The following is a 21,245-nucleotide window of genomic DNA, read 5'->3' on the forward strand; positions in this document are numbered from 1 at the left end:
GATTTTATAATAATTATTTTTTTGAAAACGGAATTAAGTAAGATAAAGTATAGTTAAATCCGAACCCTGTTCCACTTTCAAAAATTCGGTTAAAACCAGGAGCGTATAAAGTTTTAAAGTTTTCAGGCTCTTTGGCACTCATTAATACTTTGTAAGAAAAGCTTGCGCTCATGTAAAAATTAGTAAAGGTTTCTACTTTAAAACCGAACATAAACTCGGTCCAATGTGCATTTAAGTTGGTTGTTGTACCATCTGTTATAGTACTTGTAGGAAAGTATGGAGAGCCATTGTCTTCGCCATTTACAACATTGGGAGTATAACTGTTTAAGGTTTGGTCAAAAACACTAAATCCGTATCTAAACCCCATAAAAACTTCGTTATTCATATCTAACCAATTTTCATAGGCATTGTAATTAAAACCTAATCTAATATAGCTACCTTTTGCTGTGGAGTTTGTATAATCTTCTACATTGTTTTCTTCTTCAAAACCAAGTTCTGCTGCTATAAATAATCTTTTCGATATTCGATAATCACCAACAATTTCTAAACCATTGTTGTAAAAACCGTCTACAGCTGCTTTTATAGGTTTGCTAATATCTACACCAATACGAATTCCGTAAGGCGATTTATATACTATAGAATCTTTAGATGTGGCTTGCTCTTTTTCTTGATCTTGAGAAAATGCATCAACAACAATTAAGAGCAAAAAAATATTAATGAAATACTTGAACATGTGCTGCATTTTGGTTGTCTATTGTTGTTTCTACTTGCGTAATTTCTGTAATCCAAGAATTGTTTGAAGAAAAACTAACGTTGTTAAATATTATTCTATATCCACAAGAACGAGAAACATATTCGTTTGCTGGTGTATAATCAATGGTAAATTGTTCAACCACATTCCCTTTAGATAAATTGTAAATGGTTTGATTTGTAGTTGTATTTAAAGGAATAACCAAAGAATCTGTAGATATATTTTCGAAAATACTGTCTTTTGTACCAGACCAAACATAAAGTTCATCTGCGGTTTTTGTGTTGCTTATATCTGTGGCATCATAAAATCGTAGAATTAACTTGGGTGTTACTGGATTTTGTATACAAAAATCGTCCTTTTCACAGGCAGAAATTATCATAATTGATAAAAAAAGAAAGCCAAATATTTTTCGCATAAATTATTCTTCTACTTCTACAATTCTATTAATGGCTTTTGCCAACTTAAAATCTAATTCTGTTACGCCTCCAACATCATGAGTTGTTAGAGAAATGTCTAAAGTATTATAAACATTTGTCCATTCTGGATGATGATTTAAGGCTTCGCATTCAAATGCAATTCTATTCATAGCAGACATACAATCTTTAAAATTATCGAATTCAAAATCTGTATGTAAAGCATTATCATAATAATCCCAATCAGTTAGGTTATCGATTCTTTTTTCAATTTCTGAGGTTGTTAATTTTTTCATGTTGGAGGTTTTATTTGTTGCTAAAATAGTTTCATTTTCAGAAATATGCCTAAAACTTAAGAAATAATTCCCTGTTTTAACATTTCTCAAACAAAACCACAGTCTCAATATGACTTGTATGTGGAAATTGATCTACCAAACTAATTTTTTTAATGTTATAACCAGCTTCTCTTAACAATTCTGTATCTCTTGCTTGGGTTGCAGGGTTACAAGAAACATAAACCATTCTGTCCGCATTTAGGTTGATGATTTTTTGTAATGTTTTTGGTACAATTCCTGCTCTTGCAGGGTCTAAAATTATTGTTTTTATTTTGTTTTTATATTCTGGGTGATGTGTTAAAAACTTACCCACATCTGCTGCATAAAATTTAAGACCTTCAATGTTATTTCTCTTTGCATTTTCTTTAGCATCTTCAATAGCAGATGCTACAATATCTACACCAACAATTTTTGCATTATCACTTTTTGATGCTACAATTTGCCCAATAGTTCCTGTACCACAAAATAAATCCATAACAACAGTATTGTCTACTTTAGATTTATCTTCTAAAACATAATCCACTACTTTAGAATATAGTTTTTCTGCGGATTTAGGATTTGTTTGAAAAAAACTTTTCATGCTAATTTCAAAGTTTAAACCTAAAAGCTCTTCAACAATTTTGTCTTTTCCGTAAACTAACTCAATACTTCCAGAAGTGGCAAGAGTTCTATCTCCAACTTCATCGTTTATTGTGTGTAATAAACCAGCAACTCTATCACCAAAAAGATCCACTAAAAAACTAGCAAATTTATTTAAATTAAATTTTGGTAAATCGTAAGAAGTAGTTACTAAATTGAATAATAACTCATTAGTTTTAAACGATTTTCTAACTACAAAATACCTAAAAAAACCTTCCTTTTTTGGTCCATGCCAAGGAGCTAAACCAGTATCGAAACAATATTTTCTGATGGTTTTTAAATGGTCTTCAAATTCTTTATCAAATAAACCAGAATCTTTTTCTAGATTATCTCCCATCCACCAAACACCACGTCTTTTAAAACCTAGTGTAAATTCGTCTTTATCTCTTTTTGCAATTCTATCATAACCAATTGCAGAAAAGCCATATTCCATTTTATTTCTGTAATGAAATACGTTTGGTGATGTTATAAACTCATCAAACAAATCCTCAATATTTTCTACTTTTCCAATTCTTTTAAAAAGAGATAAGGTGCTTTCTTTTTTATATTGATGTTGTAATTCAATAGGTAATTGAATGTAAGGAGCCCCAGGGATATCTTGAAAAGGAACTTCAATTTCATCTTCTGATGGTGCTAAAACATCAATTAACTTAGCTTCAGCATATTTTTTACTCGATTTTTTTATCTGAGCTTTTACCAACTGCCCAGGTAAAGTATTCGGAACAAAAACCACAAAACTGCCTTCATCAGAATGGATTCTTGCAATTCCTTTTCCGCCAAAAGCGTAATCCTCAATCTTTAATTCTAAAATTTGATTTCTTTTTACAAATTTGTTTCGTTCTCTACGTGGCATTTTCATTGGTTTATAAGGATGCAAAATTAGACAAAATATAATTTCTTTAAACAAAAAAGACTACCCAAAATGAGTAGTCTTTAATATTAAAAATTAAAACGGTTATTGTTTTGCTTCTTGTTGTGCTTCTTTAATCATTTCTTCATTGGCAACAATGGCAAATTCTACACGTCTGTTTTTGCTTCTACCTTCTGCAGTTTCGTTAGTTGCAATAGGATCGTTAATACCTAAACCTTTGGTTTTAAAACGAGAATTATCTACACCATTTGCAGCTAAATAATCTCTTACTGAATTTGCTCTTTTTTCTGATAATACTTGGTTGTATTCTACTTTACCTGTACTATCTGTGTACCCGTAAATTACAATATTTGTGTTTTCGTAATTGTTTAAAACAGGGATTAATTTATCTAAATTAGCTTTTGCAGTTGGTGTTAATGTAGATTTATTGGTGTCAAAACGAACAGCGTTTTCGCCTAAAGTTAACATAATACCTTCTCCAACTCTTTCAACTTCTGCGCCTGGTATTGCTTCTTGAATTTCTCGTGCTTGTTTGTCCATTTTATTTCCAATAACACCACCAGCAACTCCACCAATAACACCACCTAAAACTGCACCCAATTCTGAGTTCTTTTTGTTACCCACATTATTGCCAATTACGGCACCTAAAATAGCACCTGCTGCAGCTCCAATTCCAGCTCCTTTTTGAGTATTGTTTGCGTTTTTTGTTGCTTCGCAAGATGTTAATGTACTAGACATGATAACTAAAACGACTAAACTATATATAATTGATTTTTTCATTGTATTTGGTTTTTAATTTTTTTGAAAAGAATAAGTGATATTTTTAGTACTTCCTGCAACATTAATTGTATCAACTAAATCGAAACTTGTTTCTGTTACATTAGTAATGGTTAAAACAAAACCATTATTTACTTCTTTGGCTTTGTAACCATTTAAAAACTTTAGCACAAATTTACCTTCTTTGTTTAAGTACCAAGTAATAGGTGAACTGTAATCTTTACAAGAATTATTTGCATTATTTAAAGCCATTTCTCCTTTATTATTATTCGAAATAAAGTTCCAGTTACTGTTTATAAAACATTTAGAATCTGCCAAGTAAAACGATTCTACTTTAATATATTCAGAACCAGGATAATTTACAGAGGTAATTGTCCAGTTTCCTTTTAAGATGCGTTCAGTTTTATTATCAACTTTAGTATTAACAACAGAAGTTGATTTACAACTAATCACTGTAGCTAAGAATAATAAAAATATTAAGTTTTTTTTCATAATTGTGTTTAATTAGTGAATTTCAAATTTTATTTTTTTGCAGGATGTAAATTTAAGACACATTATAAATTATACGTCACATAAAATGATAATAATTTTATAAATTTTTTATTTCTTATGAAAAATTAAATAAAGTTGAAAAAAATAGTATTTTTGTAAAACTTCGGGGATGATTTCTTTCCCACGCTGAATTTTCAGTACTCACTGAAAGGATAAAGGTAGAACAGGAATGGTTATTTACTCGTTAATCGAGTTTAATTATTTATTAATTTATTTAAAAACTTAAAAACTGTTTTTAAATATAGTTTTAGTGCAAACTAAAACATAAACTATTTTAAAATGACTGTTTTAGACAAATTAACTTCGCAACAAGCGATTGAATTAGAAAACAAGTATGGTGCCCACAACTATCATCCACTTCCTGTAGTATTAAGTAGGGGAGAAGGAGTATTTGTTTGGGATGCAGAAGGTAAAAAGTATTACGATTTTTTATCAGCTTATTCAGCTGTAAATCAGGGGCATTGTCACCCTAAAATTGTAGATGCTATGGTGAATCAAGCAAAAACATTAACCTTAACTTCTCGTGCTTTTTACAATGATATGTTAGGGAAATACGAGAAATTTGCCACAGATTTATTCGGTTTCGACAAATTATTACCTATGAATACTGGCGCAGAAGCAGTAGAAACTGCTTTAAAGTTAGCCAGAAAATGGGCATACGAAGTAAAAGGAATTGATGAAAATAAAGCAGAAATTATTGTTTGCGAAAATAATTTTCATGGAAGAACCACCACAATTATATCATTTTCTAATGATCCTGTTGCCAAGAAAAATTTTGGTCCTTACACAAAAGGATTTATAAAAATTGAATACGATAATTTACAAGAGTTACAAGAAGCCTTAGAAAACAACCCAAATGTTGCCGCTTTTTTGGTTGAGCCAATTCAAGGAGAAGCTGGTGTTTATGTGCCTTCTGAAGGTTATTTAAAAGCGGCAAAAAAATTATGCGAAGATCATAATGTTTTGTTTATCGCAGATGAAGTACAAACAGGAATTGCCAGAACAGGTCGTTTATTAGCTACTTGTGGTAATTGTTCTTGCGAAAATAAAAATTGTTCAGGAACTCCAGAAGTGAAACCAGATGTTTTAATTTTAGGTAAAGCGTTAAGTGGTGGTGCTTATCCTGTTTCTGCTGTTTTGGCAAATGACAATATCATGAATGTAATAAAACCTGGTAATCATGGTTCTACATTTGGTGGTAATCCTATTGCTGCAGCTGTTGCAATTGCTGCCTTAAAAGTTGTTGCTGATGAAAAATTAGCCGAAAATGCTGATAAATTAGGCGAAATATTTAGAGCTGAATTAACAGAATTCTGTAAAAACAATCATTTAGTTGAATCTGTTAGAGGTAAAGGTTTATTAAATGCAATTTTAATAAACGATTCTGAAGATAGTTCTACAGCTTGGGATATTTGCATAAAATTAAGAGACAATGGTTTGCTAGCAAAACCAACACATGGTAATATTATTCGTTTTGCACCACCTTTGGTGATGAATGAAGCACAATTAAGAGATTGTATTGATATTATTAAAAAAACAATTACTGAGTTTAATTAATAGATTGCTTTGTAATTTAAAAATTACAAGTACAAATTGGCCACAAAATCGCAAAAAAATATTCGTGATTTTGTGGCTTCTTTTTTCTATTTTTGATAAAAAAATAATTTATTATGCATAGTCCTTTAACACAATTAGAGCAACTTGTTTTAACTTCTAAGTCTAAAACTTTTTTAAGAGAAATTTCTAAATGGACCTTTTTCTTTTCTATTATTGGGTTTATAGGAATCGCTTTTTTAGTAATTGGAGCTGTTTTATTAGGTACAGTTTATGCACCAATGTTAGATATGATTGGACAACAACAAGGTGTTGCTTCTATAAGTTTAGGGCTAATGATTACCTATTTAGTAATGGCTTTATTATATTTTATGCCAGTATTGTATTTGTTTAAATTTTCTAGAAAAATGAAATTAGCGTTAGCAAATAAAAATGACGATATTTTAGCTGATGCTTTCGAGAATTTAAAATCGCACTATAAATTTATTGGAGTATTAACAATTATTATGATTTCTTTATACGTGCTTATAATTGGGTTTTCTTTAGTAGCTGGTTCTTTACTGTAATTAATATAAAGCTTTGTTGTTGCTGTTGTAAACTTTTATCCATTTAAAAAAAACACCAGACATATACTTTTATATTCTTCGGATATTGTGTTTTTTAAAATCCATAGTAACTAAATCATACAAAAGAAGAATTTTCTTCTAATTTTTATTCATAGTTTTATTGATTACACTCTAAGAAAATTTGTTGGTAATTTACTTTTTCTGTTGATTGTTTTTTGTAGTATCTATTTTCTTTTTACCAAATAGATTCCCTAAAACTCCTTTAATTTTATCAGAAGTGTTTTCTTTTGTTTCTGTAGAATCTTTATCGTTTTTGTTAATATTTAACAAGTTATTTAATTTGTCTTTTCCTTGATTTAGTAAACTTTGTTTTTGTTTTTCTACCAAATCATTTATTAAATTAGAAGTTGCATCCTTAATATTTGTAGAAAAATTAGGACTTGTAAAACTACCAGTTAAATTTGCTTTTACAGGCACACTTTTTACTTCTGCTGCATCTTTAGGATTTAATTTAGATAGCAAACTAGTAACTTCAGAACCTAAGTATTTTACAGGAACATCAAACAGAATATCGTAATTTATAGATTGATCAAAACTATGATTTCCAGAAATTTCTATGCCTATATCTTTATATTTTAATGGAATTGGTTTTACGTTTACGGTTCCGTTTTCGAAGGATAAAAAAGCATTTATTCCGTCTAAATTTAATTTATCAGCATCTAAAAAAGAAACTTTACTACTCAATAAACTTAATACTTTAGAGTTACTTGCATTTAATTTTGGGTCTAATAATTTACCAAACAAATCACCAGTTATGGTTTTTAAATTCGGAGTCATATCTTCATTTAAATTACCTGCAACTTTAATTGTAGAATTAAAATTACCCTGAATTGTATTTGCAATTGGTGCAATAGATTTTAGCATTTCTAAATTAGAGAAAGACTGAGCTACACTTAATTGATCTAGTTTTAAATCAACATCAAAAGTAGCTGTATTACCTTTTGTAGAAACCTTACCATCAAAACCAATTTTACCACCAAAAACATCCGTTTTTAAATTCTGAAGATTTACAGCTTCGTCTTTTACATAAATAGTACCTGAAACGTTTTTTAAAGTAATATCATCATACACCACATTTTTGGCATTTGCTACAAACTTGCAATCTAAAAAAGCTGGAATTTTAAGTTGTGCATTTTCATTGTTTGTAGTTGCTGTAGAAGTTTCACCAGTTAAAAAATCTGCAACTTTAAAGTTGTTAGAATTTAAATTGAAATTCCCTTTTAAAACTTCTTTATTAAAAAGAAATCCGTAGAAATTATCTAAATTTCCTTTTACAGAAATATCAGAATTCCCAGTTTTTGCATCAAACTCATTTAATTTTATAGTGTTGGTATTAAAACTAACTTCGGTTTTATTGATTAAAAATGCGTTTGCAACATCTTCTCCATCATATTTAAAGTTATTTACACTAATTGTACCTGTATTTTTAATGTTTTTATACAAACCTTTTTCTACAGAATTCATATCGAAACTTGTAGAAACATCAGCATTTAAAATTCCAGCCAATTCTAAATCTGTTGGTGCAGGATATACTTTACCAATGTTTTCTAAATTAATTTTTCCTTTTGCACTTAAATTTATTTTGGGGTTTGTAGTTAAGTTGGCAATATTTCCGTTTGTAGCAAAAACATCTTCATCAATTTTAAAAGTAAGTTGATCTATGTTTACGTAAGTGTCTTTTGTAACACCACTATTGTTGATGATTTTTGCATCAATATTTATATTTTTTACAGCTTTTGGTAAATCGTCATATTTAAACATGGCATTTTTTGATGAAAAAGAAATATTAAAAGCAGGAATTTTATCCTCTGACAAAATACCTTTTACAGTTCCATTTAAATCGAAATTACCTTCTGTTTTTATGGTACTTAAATTACCTGAATATTGTTTTGGTAAAAGTGCTAATAGGTTTTTAAATTCTGATGTTGGCGTTTTAAAATTGATGTCATATAGCTGATTTTCATCAATTAATTGAATAAAACCATCAAAATTTAATGGCAATTGATTTATATAACCTGTATTTTCTTTAAACGTGTATTTGCTGTTTTTTAAATCGATTCCTAAAACAGCATCTAAAGAAATGGCAACATCGTGTAAATAATTTGTTTTTGCCATATCTAAAGAAAGAATTGCCTCTGTTTTGGTGTTTAAATCTAAAACATCTTCAGCAAAATTTCCATTTCCTTGATGGTTGATGTTTTTTAATTGTAGCTTTAAATCAGAACTTCTGTCAATATAATTAAACTCCATATTTTCGAGTTCATATTCTTGAATATCAAAAGAAAAAGAATCGTTACTAGCTGTTGTAGCTGTTTCTTCTGTTTTTATAGCAATATTATAATTACCTATATTTTGCTCATTAAAAATGATGTTTACTTGTCCGTTTTTGGTTGCAATACTATTTAGTTCTATAGTTTCATCTGCTTTTTTAAAGAGTTCAGTAATTTTCATACTAAAATCTAAACTTTCTGCTTTAAACAAAGTATCTCCTTTAAATTCGGCTTTATTTGCAACTACAATATCATTTACATTAATGCTTGCTAACGGAAAATTTCTAAACAAACTTAAATCGGTTTCTTTAAAAGTTACAGTTGCATTTATGTTATTGTTAATGGTGTTAGAAACCATTTGTACAATTTTATCTTTAAATAAAAACGGAACAGAAAAAAGCCCAATTACTAGAACGAATAAAGTTATTAAACTCCATTTTAATATTTTTTTTCCTAAAGGCTTTTTCTTATTCTCCATTATAAATTGTATTTTTAATCCTAGTACAAAGTTAATCGAATTATAAAATCATTTTTGTTGATATGATGTTAAATGTAGCTCAAATAATAGTAAAAAAAATATCCAAATACTTTCTTAAAGAAAATATTTGGATATTATATAATTTGGTAAAAACTTAATTTTACTGGTATTCTTCCATTCGTTTATTAAACTCTTCCATAAAAACATCCCAATCTGTAGTTGCAATACTATAGATGCTGTATACAAAATAAAGTCCGTTAATACATAAAGCAACTAATGCAAAAGTTTTTGCAGTTGTCATTGCTTTTACTTCTTCTGCATCATATTCATCTGGGTATTCAGTGGCTTCTTTTAATTTTTTATTGGCAATTAAAAAAGAGGGTAAAGCTAATAGCACTCCTAACCCTGCAAAACAACAGCATAAAAGACTTATAGAAGATAATACATAGATTAAGGTGGTGTTTAATTTTTTCATTTGGTTTTAAAAATTGATTTTTATTAGATAATTAATTATCATAATTGATAAATTAAGGTAAGCTAATCTACTAATTATTTTTTTTGAATGTTTAAACTGGAGTTTAAAATTTACTAAAATGAATAAAAATGTACCCAAAAGAGTATAAACTGCAGGATACATCTTAAAAGCATCAATAAAATTACCATTTAGTAATAATAAAAAAGATCTCTGAAAACCACAGCCCAAGCATTCTAAACCAAAAAAGGTTTTGCTTAAACAGGGTAACATATAATCTTCTAAATGTAAGTGCATTTTTATTTAAACATGTTCATTCCAGGTATGTTTGGCATTCCGCTTTTTGCAGCTACAGCCATTTCTGTTTCATTAATTTTAGAAGCTTTTTCTATGGCTTTATTTAAAGTGATAATTAAATAATCTTCTAATTCTTCTGCATCCGACAGTAAAGAATCATCAATGGCAATAGATTTAATGTTTCTATTTGCTGTTAATGTAACTTTAATTTTACCATCTGCAGAAGTTTCATCAATTAAAACAGAATCTAACCTAACTTTGGTTTTTTCTACTTCTTCTTGAGCTTTTTTTAGTTTATCCATCATTCCTGATAAGTCTCCAAACATAATTTTTCTTTTTTCAATTAGTGCACACAAATTTACAAATTCAATAGGATTTGTATCAATCAAAAAGCAGAAAAATAATTGTTTTCACTTTAATATTAAGTCTTACTTTTGCTTTCGCTTTTAAAATGTGATAAAATGATGAAAAGTTCAGATGCAAAACCACCAATTGCAGAAAAACAACCCAAAGAATTAAAAAAACATGATGATGTAAGAATTGATAATTATTTTTGGATGCGTTTGTCTGATGATCAAAAATTATCAGAGGTAAAAGATGAACAAACTCAAAAAGTTATCGATTATTTAGAAGCAGAGAATACCTATTATGATAAAATAACAGAGTATTCGAAATCTTTTCAAGAAAAATTATTTGAAGAGATGAAAGGCAGAATTAAAGAAGACGATTCTTCTGTGCCTTATAAAAAGAACGGTTATTATTACATTACACGTTTTGAAATTGGGAGTCAATACCCAATTTATTCAAGAAAAAAAGGCAATTTAAATGCCAAAGAAGAAATTATTTTTAACGTAAATGAATTTGCAAAAGGTTTCGATTATTATCAATTAGGAGGTTTAAATATTTCTTCGGATAATAAATTGGCTGTTTTTGCAACGGATACTGTAAGTAGAAGACAATATTTTTTAAGAATTAAAAACCTAGAAACAGGCGAGATTTATAAAGATATTATAGATAATACAACAGGCGGTTCTGTTTGGGCAAATGATAATAAAACATTTTTTTACACCAAAAAGAATCCTGTAACATTAAGAAGTGAAAAAATTTTTAGACATGTTTTAGGTACACCAACATCAGAAGATGTAGAGGTTTATCATGAAAAAGACGAAACTTTTGGTACTTATGTTACCAAATCTAAATCAGAAAAATACATTATTATTGGTTCTTACAGTACACTTTCTACAGAAGCTCAATATTTAGATGCAGACAATCCTACAGGAGAATTTACGATGCTACAAGAAAGAGAAAAAGATTTAGAATATAATGTAGCGCATTACAAAGATCATTTTTATTTGTTAACCAATAAAGACAATGCTACTAATTTTAAGTTGATGAAAACTTCGGTTGCTAAAACATCAAAAGAAAATTGGGTAGATGTAATTCCTCATAGAGAAGATACTTTACTAGAAGATTTTTCAATTTTTAAAGATTATTTGGTTCTTGAAGAACGTACCAATGGTTTAAATAAAATTAGAATAAAACGTTGGGACGAAAAAGAAGACTATTATTTGCCTTTTGATGAAGAAACCTATTCTGCAAATGTGTATGGCAATCCAGAATTCGATACAGATATAATCCGTTATTCTTATAATTCGTTTACAACTCCAAGTTCTGTAATCGATTTTAATATGGCAGATAAAACCAAAGATGTTAAGAAAGAACAAGAAGTTTTAGGCGGAAAATTTAAAAAAGAAAATTACAAAAGTAAAAGAGTTTGGGCAACAGCCAGAGATGGAAAAAAAGTAGCCATTTCATTAGTTTATCATAAAGACACCAAGCTAAATGAAAATACACCACTTTTACAATATGCTTATGGTTCTTATGGTTATACTATTCCTGATAGTTTTTCTACAACACGTTTAAGTTTATTAGATAGAGGTTTTGTGTATGCATTAGCACACATAAGAGGTAGTGAATATCTTGGACGTTCTTGGTACGAAGATGGTAAAATGTTAAACAAGAAAAATACTTTTTACGATTTTATAGATTGTTCTAAGTTTTTAATCGACCAAAAATACACATCAGCCCAGCATTTGTATGCAATGGGTGGCTCTGCAGGAGGGTTATTAATGGGTGCAATTGTAAACATGAACCCTGAATTGTATAATGGAATTATTGCAGCTGTACCTTTTGTTGATGTAATTTCTACCATGTTAGATGATTCTATACCTTTAACAACAGGTGAGTATGATGAATGGGGAAACCCAAATGAAAAGGAATATTACGATTATATAAAATCGTATTCTCCTTACGATCAAGTAGAAGCCAAAGATTACCCAAATATGTTAATTACCACAGGTTTCCACGATTCTCAAGTGCAATATTGGGAGCCAGCAAAATGGATTGCAAAATTAAGAGATTTAAAAACAGATAACAATATTTTAATGCTGCATACCAATATGGAAGCAGGTCATGGAGGAGCATCAGGAAGATTCGAAGCCTTAAAAGAAACCGCAAAAGATTATACTTTCTTTTTAGCTTTAGAAAATAAATTAGAAATCTAAGAAATTAAGGTTTAAAATCAATTTTATTATTCAATAAGGTTGTGTATTTTTGTGCCTTATTAAAAATTAAACATTTTACACCCGAAAAGTAACAATCTGCAATTACTAATAGATTTGTTATTCTTATAAACTTTAAAAATGTTTTACTTTTTAAAATGTTAAAATGATTAGAAATCAAGGAATTAGCAATACTATATTAGATTTAGTAGGAGAAACACCTATGGTAAAACTCCAAAGAACAACTAAAAAACTAAAAGGTAGTTATTATGCTAAGTTAGAGGCCTTTAATCCTGGATTGTCCCAAAAAGACAGAATAGCGCTTCACATCGTAGAAAATGCAGAAAAAAAGGGAATACTAAAAAAGGGAGCAACCATTGTAGAAACTACTTCAGGTAATACTGGATATAGTTTGGCAATGATTGGTTTAGTAAAAGGCTATAAATGTATTTTAGCAGTATCAGATAAATCATCTCAAGATAAAATCGATTTGCTAAAAACAATGGGAGCAGAGGTGCATGTTTGCCCTGCAAATGTTCCAGCAGCAGATCCAAGGTCTTATTACGAAGTTGCTAAAAGTATTCATAAAAAAACATCAAATTCTGTTTATATAAATCAGTATTTTAACGAATTAAATATTGATGCGCATTACAGAACTACTGGTCCAGAAATTTGGGAGCAAACTCAAGGTAAAATTACCCATTTAATTGTAGCAAGTGGTACTGGAGGTACAATTTCTGGTACAGGAAAATACCTAAAAGAGCAGAACCCCAATATTAAAGTATTAGGTGTAGATGCAATAGGTTCTGTATTAAAAAAATACCATGAAACTGGTCAATTAGATTTAAATGAAGTAGCACCCTATAAAATAGAAGGTTTAGGTAAAAATTTAATTCCTACAGCAACTAATTTTGATGTTATTGATATTTACGAAAAAGTAAGTGACAAAGATGCCGCTTTTGCAGCAAGAGAAATTGTGAATAAAGAAGGTATTTTTTGTGGATACACATGTGGTGCTGTTTTACAAGCAGCTAAACAATACGAAAAGCAAAATTATTTTAATGAAGATAGTTTTGTAGTTTTAATTTTTCCAGATCATGGTTCTAGATATATGAACAAAATTTACGATGATTCCTGGATGAAACAACAAGGATTTATATAAAAACATAGATTTTCTTAACAATTTGATAAACTGCAAAAAAAGCGGTTAATTTGCACCACGTTAGAAAATCAAAAATACAGAAAATGACGAAAGATTTATTTGATAGAATTATAGAAGATAAAGGACCTTTAGGAAAATGGGCAGACCAAGCAGAAGGATATTATGTGTTTCCAAAATTAGAAGGGCCAATTTCTAATAGAATGTCTTTTAATGGTAAAAAAGTTGTTACATGGAGTATTAATGATTATTTAGGACTAGCTAATCATCCTGAGGTTTTAAAAGTAGATGGAGAGGCAGCTTTAGAACATGGAATGGCATACCCAATGGGTGCTAGAATGATGTCTGGGCATACACCTTTGCACGAACAATTAGAACGTGAATGTGCAGAATTTGTAGACAAAGAAAAAGCATATTTACTAAACTTTGGTTACCAAGGTATTATGTCTGCTATAGACGCTTTGGTTACTAAAAATGATGTTATTGTGTACGATATGGATACACACGCCTGTATTATAGATGGTGTACGTTTGCATTCTGGTAAACGTTTTGTTTACAGACATAATGACATGGAAAGCTTTGAGAAAAACATTAAACGTGCAAAAAGAGTTGCAGATAAATCTGGAGGTGGAATTTTAGTAATTTCTGAAGGTGTTTTTGGAATGCGTGGAGAGCAAGGTCGTTTAAAAGAAATTGTTGCATTTAAAAAAGAGTATAATTTTAGACTTTTAGTTGATGATGCTCATGGTTTTGGAACACTTGGAGAAGGTGGTAGAGGAACAGGTTTTGAACAAGGTGTGCAAGATGATATAGACGTGTATTTTGCAACTTTTGCAAAATCGATGGCTGGTATTGGAGCTTTTTTAGCAGGTGATAAAGATGTAATTCAGTTTTTACAATATAACTTAAGATCGCAAATGTTTGCAAAATCATTACCTATGGCAATGGTTAAAGGAGCATTAAAACGTTTGGATATGATTAGAACAATGCCAGAATTAAAAGAAAAATTATGGCAAAATACTAATGCTTTACAATCTGGATTACGTAATGCTGGTTTCGATTTAGGAACTACCCAAACTTGTATTACACCAGTATTCTTAAAAGGTGATATACCAGAAGCTATGGCTATGGTAAATGATTTAAGAGAAAATCATGGAATTTTTTGTTCTATAGTTGTGTATCCTGTAATACCTAAAGGATTAATTATTTTAAGATTAATACCAACAGCAACACATACGCAAGAAGATATAGACGAAACTATTATCGCGTTTTCTGCAATTAGAGAAAACTTAGAAAACGGAACTTATAAGGAAATAGCTGCTGCAAAAATGTAGCAGCTATTTAAATTTTACTTTACTTTATTTTACTGTTGCTTCTATTTGATCTAATAAATCTTGAGGATCAAATGGTTTAAAGATAAATCCGTTCATTCCACACTCGCTAATTTTGTCTTTTACTTCCATAAAAACCGAAGCAGAGAGCGCAAGAATTGGAATATTTTTATTAAACTTTCTTATTTCTACAGTGGCTGTATAACCATCCATTACTGGCATTTGTATATCCATTAATACAACATCGTATTCGTTTTCTTTTAGCTTTTCTACAGCAACTGCTCCATCATTAGCAACGTCTACAGTAAGTTTGGCCTTTTCTAAAATTTGTTTGCCAACCATTACATTAATTAGATTGTCTTCTACTAACAAAACTTTTTTACCTTCAAAAGTATAGGTTTTCTTTTTAACGGTTTTTTTAAGTTCTTTTTCTGATGCGATATCTAATTCAACTTCAAAATAAAAACGACTTCCTTTATTAATATCGCTTTCAATTTTAACATCAGAGCCCATTGTATTTACAATACTTTTTACAATTGGTAAACCAAGACCTGTACCACCATATAATCGATTGGTGTTTGTAGAGGCTTGTGTAAAAGCTTCCCATATTGTTTCTTGTTTGTCTTTAGGTATTCCTATACCTGTATCAATAATTTCTGTTAGTAAGGTTAATGATTTTTTTCCTTTCTGATTTATTTTTTTAATTCTTAGCGTAACACTTCCTTCGTCTGTAAATTTAATTGCATTAGTTACCAAATTATTTATAACTTGGTTAAATCGAACAATATCTAACCAAACTATAGGTATATCTTCATCAATTTCTAAATTCATGGTAATTCCTTTTCGCAAACAAGAAGCTTCGTGTATTTTTTTAATCTGTTTTGTAGCGGTTAATAAATTTGTAGGAATATTGTCTAACTCAATAGTAGTAGATTGCATTTTGCTAAAATCTAACACATTGTTTAGTAAATTTAAAAGAATTTTACCAGAGTAATTAAGCGCTTCAATATTTTGAATTTGATCTTTTCTGGGATTATTATCACCTAAAATATGCGAAAGCCCAATTACAGCATTTAATGGAGTTCTAATTTCGTGACTCATAGTACTTAAAAATTCTGACTTTGCATTAGAAGCTTCTATTGCCTCTAATTTTTTCTTTTCAATTCTTTGAAAATACCTTGTGTTTAGAATTAAAAAATAGATCAACTGAAAAATTACCAAACCAATAGCACTGGTTACAGCTATAGGATATATTAATTCTTTAGCAATGGCTGGATCTAGTTTTCTATACGTGAATAAATTAAAGTCAGTTATAAAGAGTAAAGTCCATAGAACTAGTGGTATTAACGTAAATAGCAGTACTAAAACTCTTTCTCTTCTAAAAGAAAAAACAATAAAAGGTAGTCCAATATTAAACATGTAAATAAATTCTACACTACCATATTTACCAACATAACAAGCAATAACACCAATTCCAAAATTACTTGCTAATAGATAAATTATTCTGGCATAGTTAAGAATGCCTTTTTTAGCAATAATTGCAGCTATAAAATACACAACAACGTTAAAAATGTTGTAATTTCTTAACCAAGAAAAATTTAAATAATCGGCTATAAAGACAGTAAGTAATGATAGGGCAGCGTGTATTATTGCTAGTCTAAAAACTAGATTTATTCTTCTTTGAGAATATTTTGTTGTCATATAATTTAACTGTTTATGCTTACTTCAATTTGATTTAATAAATCTTCAGGTTCAAAAGGTTTAAAGATAAAACCATTCATTCCGCTTTCGTTTATTCGATCTTTAACTTCCATAAAAACAGAAGCAGAAAGTGCTAGAATAGGAATCTCTTTATTAAATTTTCTAATTTCAACAGCAGCTTCATAACCATCCATAATTGGCATTTGAATATCCATTAAAATGGCATCATAATGGTTTTCTTTTACCTTATTTACTGCTGCTAAACCATCATTAGCAACATCAACTTTAAGTTTTGCTTTTTCTAATATTTGTTTGGCCACCATTACATTTATTAAATTATCTTCAACTAATAAAATAGTTTCGCCATCAAAATTATGCACTTTTTTTTCTGTAGTTTTTTGATATTCTTTTTCAGAGGCAATTTTTAAATCTAAATAAAAATAAAAACGACTTCCTTTGCCTAATAGACTATCAATTTCTACATCAGAATTCATAGATTGTACAATGCTTTTAACAATAGGTAAACCAAGACCTGTACCACCATACAAACGATTGGTAGAGGTAGAGGCTTGTGTAAAAGCTTCCCAAATAGTTTTTTGTTTTTCTTTTGGTATACCAATGCCTGTATCTATAACTTCTGTAAGCAAAGTTAAAGAATCTTCAGTTTGATTTTTCTTTTTAATTCTTAAAGTAACACTACCTTTATCTGTAAATTTTATGGCATTGGTAACTAAATTATTAATTACTTGGTTAAAGCGAACTATATCTAACCAAACTATAGGTATATCTTCATCAATATCTAAATGCATTACAATACCTTTTTTTAAGCAAGATGTTTCGTGTATTTTTTTTATTTGTTTTGTTGCAGATAATAAGTCTGTTGGTATATTGTCTAGTTGAATTTTAGTGGATTGCATTTTACTAAAATCTAAAACATTATTAAGTAAGTTTAATAATATTTTACCAGAATAGTTTAACGCTTCTATATTCTGTTCTTGATCTTTTCTTGGGTTATTATCACCTAAAATATGCGAAAGCCCAATTACAGCATTTAAAGGTGTTCTAATTTCATGACTCATGGTGCTTAAAAAATTAGATTTTGCGTTAGACGCTTCTATGGCGTCTTCTCTATAATTATGAATGGTAGAAAAATTTAGAAAATTTAAATGTGAATAATAAAACAACTGAAAGGTAACCAAGAATAAGGTCATTATTATAGAAACAGGGTAAATGAATTTTGTGGCTTGTTCTACATCAATTTTAGTTTCTACAATTAAGTTAAAATTGGTAACATATAAAGATGCCCAAAGTATAATTGATAGAAGAGAAAATAAGAATATAAAAATCTTTTCTCTGTTAAAAGAAAATATCATAAACGGTAAACACATTGGAAACATAAACATAAATTCCATACCACCTTCTTGACCAATATAAGAGGCAGATGTAACAATACCTATATTTAAGATGATTAGGTATATGATTCTTGATTCAATTAAATTACCTTTTTTAGAAAAGTAGGCAGCTAAGAGGTAAAAAGAAATACAAACTGTGTGAAGCGATACTAAATTGTCTAATTTTAGGCTTAATGCTATAAAGATATATACCACACTAATTACCGAAGTAATTAATGATAAAGTAAATACCATTTGTGTACGCCTTAGGGAGAAATCGGCCATTGTTTACGTTATAAAACCTAAATATACAAAAAACTAAAGACAAAAGCCAAAACTTTTAGCTATCCTTAAAAATACATTTTATAAAATATATGGTAAACTAAAAAAACTTCTATAGAATAGAAGTTTTTTTGCGGAATTCATAGATAAAATTGAATTTAATTTAAGATTATCTATGTGTTTTTTATTTAAATTGATTTTAAATTAATAAGACTAATTAACAGCCATTAATTCTACATCAAAAATTAGGGTTGCATTTGGTGGAATAACCCCTCCAGCACCAGCAGAACCATAAGCTAAGTTAGATGGAATTACAAAACGAGCTTTATCACCCACTTTTAATAATTGAATACCTTCATCCCAACCAGAAATTACCTGACCTACACCAACGTTAAAATCTATAGGTTGTTTTCTTTTGTATGATGAATCAAAAACAGTACCATCTAATAATTGTCCTTTATAATGTACAGAAACTTTTGCTCCTTTGGTAGCTTGTTTTCCATCACCTTGTTGTAAAACTTTATAACGTAAACCACTTGTAGTTTCATCATAACCAGCTGCAACTTTATCTAACATTGCTTTTTGTGCAGCTTTTGCTTCAGCTTCACGTTTTTCTCTAGCTCCTTCAAAAGTTCTAAAAGCCTCTACAGCATTAAAATTCTCTGCATCATCACCAACTCTAATAATTTCAACAGACATTTCATCACCTTGAGCAACAGCATCTACAACTTCTTGACCCTCAATTACAGAACCAAAAACAGTATGTTTACCATCTAACCATGGAGTAGGAACGTGGGTAATGTAAAATTGACTACCATTTGTAGCAGGTCCAGAATTAGCCATTGCTAATTTACCAGGAGCATCGTGTTTTAAATCTGGATGAAATTCATCATCAAATTTATAACCTGGGTTTCCTGTTCCTGTTCCTTGTGGGCATCCACCTTGAATCATAAAATCTGGAATTACTCTATGGAATTTTAATCCATCATAATAAGGAGTTCCTTGCTCTTTAGAAGAGTTTTCTAAATTACCTTCTGCTAAAGCAACAAAGTTACCTACAGTTCCAGGTGTTTTTTCGTGTTCTAATTGTACTAAAATATCACCTTTAGGTGTTTTGAATTTTGCGTATATACCGTTATTCATTTTTTAATATTTAATCGTTTTTATTGATGTTTTACTGAAAAGAAATTCAGCATAAATTATTTTTTAGCATTTAATATTGATAAACTATAAGTTAAACCAATGTTTAAATTTGTTGAATTGACATTTCCATATGCAGATATATACTGCCCTCCAGAAACTTGAAAAGATAAATCGTTATTGTAATGATAGTTAATACCCGCAGTTGGTCTTATTAAAATTCCTTCTCCAGTATCAACTCCTGCACCACCTGCAACTCCCAATGAAGTTTCTGCAAATAAAGAAAATTTATTATTTATAAATTTATTACTACGAATTCCCAATCCAAAAATTCCATGTGCATAACCACCAGATTCGCCTTCGTATGCAAATGAAGCTTCACCAGAAAGATAGAGTCTTTTGTTAATATCGTACATAACTTTTAGAGCAATTAGTTGTAAATCTAATGGTTCTCCAAATGTTTTAGCTACTTTAAAATAAGATTGATTTTGTACGCCAATATGAATACCTTTCGTTTTAATTATTGAGGCTTTTTTATTGGTAAATGGATCAGTGGTTCCTCCACTTAAACCATAATATTTTAAACTAAAACCAGCTGTATAAGCTTCGAAAGTTCCACCAACAGCTCTATGATAACCACCATGAGCACTAATTCCAAAATTTTTGGATAGTTTAACATCAAAACCAGCATTTGGGTAAACAGTTAATCCATTTTCTGGATAAATTCTTCCACCAGCAGCACCAATTCCCATTTTAGCAAAAAAGTTTACGTATTTGGTTTCAATAAAGTTTTTACCAATTCCGAAAAACACATCCATAAAACCAGCTTCTAAACCACTATACATAGCATCTACATGTGCATAAATAAAAGTGTTTTGTGTTAAATATCTTTGGTACTCAAAACCTAAAAGGCTTAATGTTTGTGTTAAAGGTGTCGCATCATTAAAAACTGCAATACCATCATTTCTTGAAGATCCAATTGGAAAGAAATAATCAAAAGTAACTTGTTGTACATTTTTTACAGCCGGTTTTTTCCAGAATTCATCGTCATTATCATTATTAACAATAAAAGATTTTTGAGCATTTGCGTAAGAACTGGTTCTTAAAGTGGTAGGTATTTCTATAAAAAATGAAACATTATCTCCACCTTGTATGCCTGTAAAAAAATCTACATTTCCATATTGAACTCCAAAGGAAAAGCCTTTTGCGTTGTATTTTAAACCTGCATTTGTATATAATAACCCACCACCATTTACCAAACTTCTAAATCCTCCTCCTCCACCAAAATGAACATTGGCATCAAAAGATAAGTTTTTGTAAATAGGAAAATTTACACCCAAATTTACCCCTAACGTAAATAAACCACCTTGATCTCCATAAGCAGCTCCATGAAATCCAGCTCCTGTATACAACCAATCGTTTAATAGAATGTTGTAGTTTAATCCCCAAAAACCCATATTAGGATCTAAAGTATATGAACTACCATCACCATAAGTATACACCAAGTCTGGTTGATCTATTAAAATATAATTTAAACGTATTGAATTGTGAAGTTCTTTTCCTTTAATATCATTCAAATTAAATTCTTGAGCAAAGTTATTGAAGCTTAAAAAAATGATTCCTATCAAAAAGAATTTCTTCATGT

At 29.5% G+C, this 21,245-nt stretch carries 19 protein-coding genes; 5 read left to right on the forward strand and 14 right to left on the reverse strand.

Translation table 11 applies throughout. The annotated features are described in order from the left end of the window. Positions 1-13 precede the first annotated feature (13 nt). The 6 genes from ACWYN7_RS06895 to ACWYN7_RS06920 all read right to left on the reverse strand — a co-directional run bounded on the left by ACWYN7_RS06895 (position 14) and on the right by ACWYN7_RS06920 (position 4,278). Positions 14-733 (reverse strand): DUF6048 family protein, encoded by a 720-nt coding sequence (locus ACWYN7_RS06895; RefSeq protein ID WP_462859126.1) that lies wholly within the window; start codon positions 731-733, stop codon positions 14-16. After that, positions 714-1,166, reverse strand: a complete 453-nt coding sequence (locus tag ACWYN7_RS06900) for a DUF6452 family protein (protein WP_462859127.1) — start codon at positions 1,164-1,166, stop codon at positions 714-716. Before ACWYN7_RS06900 ends, ACWYN7_RS06895 begins: the two co-directional genes overlap by 20 nt. A gap of 3 nt (positions 1,167-1,169) precedes the next feature. After that, positions 1,170-1,460, reverse strand: coding sequence for a 4a-hydroxytetrahydrobiopterin dehydratase (locus tag ACWYN7_RS06905; protein ID WP_462859128.1), 291 nt, complete (start codon positions 1,458-1,460; stop codon positions 1,170-1,172). A 76-nt stretch (positions 1,461-1,536) separates the two neighbouring features. Further along, the gene (rlmD, locus tag ACWYN7_RS06910) at positions 1,537-2,991 is read right to left on the reverse strand and encodes a 23S rRNA (uracil(1939)-C(5))-methyltransferase RlmD (protein ID WP_462859129.1); all 1,455 of its coding nucleotides are present in this window, start codon (positions 2,989-2,991) and stop codon (positions 1,537-1,539) included. 102 nt (positions 2,992-3,093) lie between these two features. Further along, the gene (locus ACWYN7_RS06915) at positions 3,094-3,789 is read right to left on the reverse strand and encodes an OmpA family protein (protein ID WP_462859130.1); all 696 of its coding nucleotides are present in this window, start codon (positions 3,787-3,789) and stop codon (positions 3,094-3,096) included. A gap of 12 nt (positions 3,790-3,801) precedes the next feature. After that, positions 3,802-4,278 carry a lipocalin family protein gene (locus ACWYN7_RS06920; RefSeq protein ID WP_462859131.1) on the reverse strand — a complete coding sequence of 159 codons (477 nt, stop codon included), beginning with the start codon at positions 4,276-4,278 and terminating at the stop codon, positions 3,802-3,804. A gap of 339 nt (positions 4,279-4,617) precedes the next feature. On the opposite strand from ACWYN7_RS06920, the gene rocD reads away from it, so the two are divergent. Next, positions 4,618-5,895, forward strand: a complete 1,278-nt coding sequence (gene rocD, locus ACWYN7_RS06925; RefSeq protein WP_462859132.1) for an ornithine--oxo-acid transaminase — start codon at positions 4,618-4,620, stop codon at positions 5,893-5,895. 113 nt (positions 5,896-6,008) lie between these two features. Further along, entirely contained in the window at positions 6,009-6,458 is a 450-nt protein-coding gene (locus ACWYN7_RS06930) for a DUF5362 family protein (RefSeq protein WP_462859134.1), read from the forward strand. A 192-nt stretch (positions 6,459-6,650) separates the two neighbouring features. On the opposite strand, the gene ACWYN7_RS06935 is transcribed toward ACWYN7_RS06930, so the two are convergent. The 4 genes from ACWYN7_RS06935 to ACWYN7_RS06950 form a co-directional block, all read right to left on the reverse strand. Beyond that, positions 6,651-9,266, reverse strand: coding sequence for an AsmA family protein (locus tag ACWYN7_RS06935; RefSeq protein WP_462859136.1), 2,616 nt, complete (start codon positions 9,264-9,266; stop codon positions 6,651-6,653). Positions 9,267-9,426: 160 nt separating this feature from the next. Beyond that, the gene (locus tag ACWYN7_RS06940; protein WP_462859138.1) at positions 9,427-9,741 is read right to left on the reverse strand and encodes a CCC motif membrane protein; all 315 of its coding nucleotides are present in this window, start codon (positions 9,739-9,741) and stop codon (positions 9,427-9,429) included. A gap of 6 nt (positions 9,742-9,747) precedes the next feature. Next, on the reverse strand, positions 9,748-10,035 hold the full coding sequence (locus ACWYN7_RS06945) for a DUF2752 domain-containing protein (RefSeq protein WP_462859140.1): 288 nt from the start codon (positions 10,033-10,035) through the stop codon (positions 9,748-9,750). 2 nt (positions 10,036-10,037) lie between these two features. Next, positions 10,038-10,361: a YbaB/EbfC family nucleoid-associated protein gene (locus tag ACWYN7_RS06950; RefSeq protein WP_462859141.1), complete on the reverse strand. Its 324-nt coding sequence runs from the start codon at positions 10,359-10,361 to the stop codon at positions 10,038-10,040. Positions 10,362-10,499: 138 nt separating this feature from the next. On the opposite strand from ACWYN7_RS06950, the gene ACWYN7_RS06955 reads away from it, so the two are divergent. The 3 genes from ACWYN7_RS06955 to ACWYN7_RS06965 all read left to right on the forward strand — a co-directional run bounded on the left by ACWYN7_RS06955 (position 10,500) and on the right by ACWYN7_RS06965 (position 15,089). Continuing rightward, positions 10,500-12,599: a S9 family peptidase gene (locus ACWYN7_RS06955; protein ID WP_462859325.1), complete on the forward strand. Its 2,100-nt coding sequence runs from the start codon at positions 10,500-10,502 to the stop codon at positions 12,597-12,599. A gap of 163 nt (positions 12,600-12,762) precedes the next feature. Next, entirely contained in the window at positions 12,763-13,758 is a 996-nt protein-coding gene (locus ACWYN7_RS06960) for a PLP-dependent cysteine synthase family protein (protein WP_462859142.1), read from the forward strand. Positions 13,759-13,841: 83 nt separating this feature from the next. Next, entirely contained in the window at positions 13,842-15,089 is a 1,248-nt protein-coding gene (locus ACWYN7_RS06965) for an aminotransferase class I/II-fold pyridoxal phosphate-dependent enzyme (protein ID WP_462859144.1), read from the forward strand. A gap of 24 nt (positions 15,090-15,113) precedes the next feature. On the opposite strand, the gene ACWYN7_RS06970 is transcribed toward ACWYN7_RS06965, so the two are convergent. The 4 genes from ACWYN7_RS06970 to ACWYN7_RS06985 form a co-directional block, all read right to left on the reverse strand. Next, positions 15,114-16,787, reverse strand: coding sequence for a response regulator (locus ACWYN7_RS06970; protein WP_462859146.1), 1,674 nt, complete (start codon positions 16,785-16,787; stop codon positions 15,114-15,116). 5 nt (positions 16,788-16,792) lie between these two features. Further along, a complete protein-coding gene (locus ACWYN7_RS06975; RefSeq protein ID WP_462859148.1) occupies positions 16,793-18,463 on the reverse strand; it encodes an ATP-binding protein in 1,671 nt (556 codons plus the stop codon). A gap of 210 nt (positions 18,464-18,673) precedes the next feature. Beyond that, a complete protein-coding gene (locus ACWYN7_RS06980; RefSeq protein ID WP_462859150.1) occupies positions 18,674-19,603 on the reverse strand; it encodes a peptidylprolyl isomerase in 930 nt (309 codons plus the stop codon). A gap of 56 nt (positions 19,604-19,659) precedes the next feature. Then, complete coding sequence (locus ACWYN7_RS06985) at positions 19,660-21,243, reverse strand: hypothetical protein (protein ID WP_462859152.1); 1,584 nt, start codon at positions 21,241-21,243, stop codon at positions 19,660-19,662. Between the last annotated feature and the right edge of the window lie 2 nt (positions 21,244-21,245).

The sequence above is a fragment of the Polaribacter sp. M10 genome, assembly GCF_054968445.1.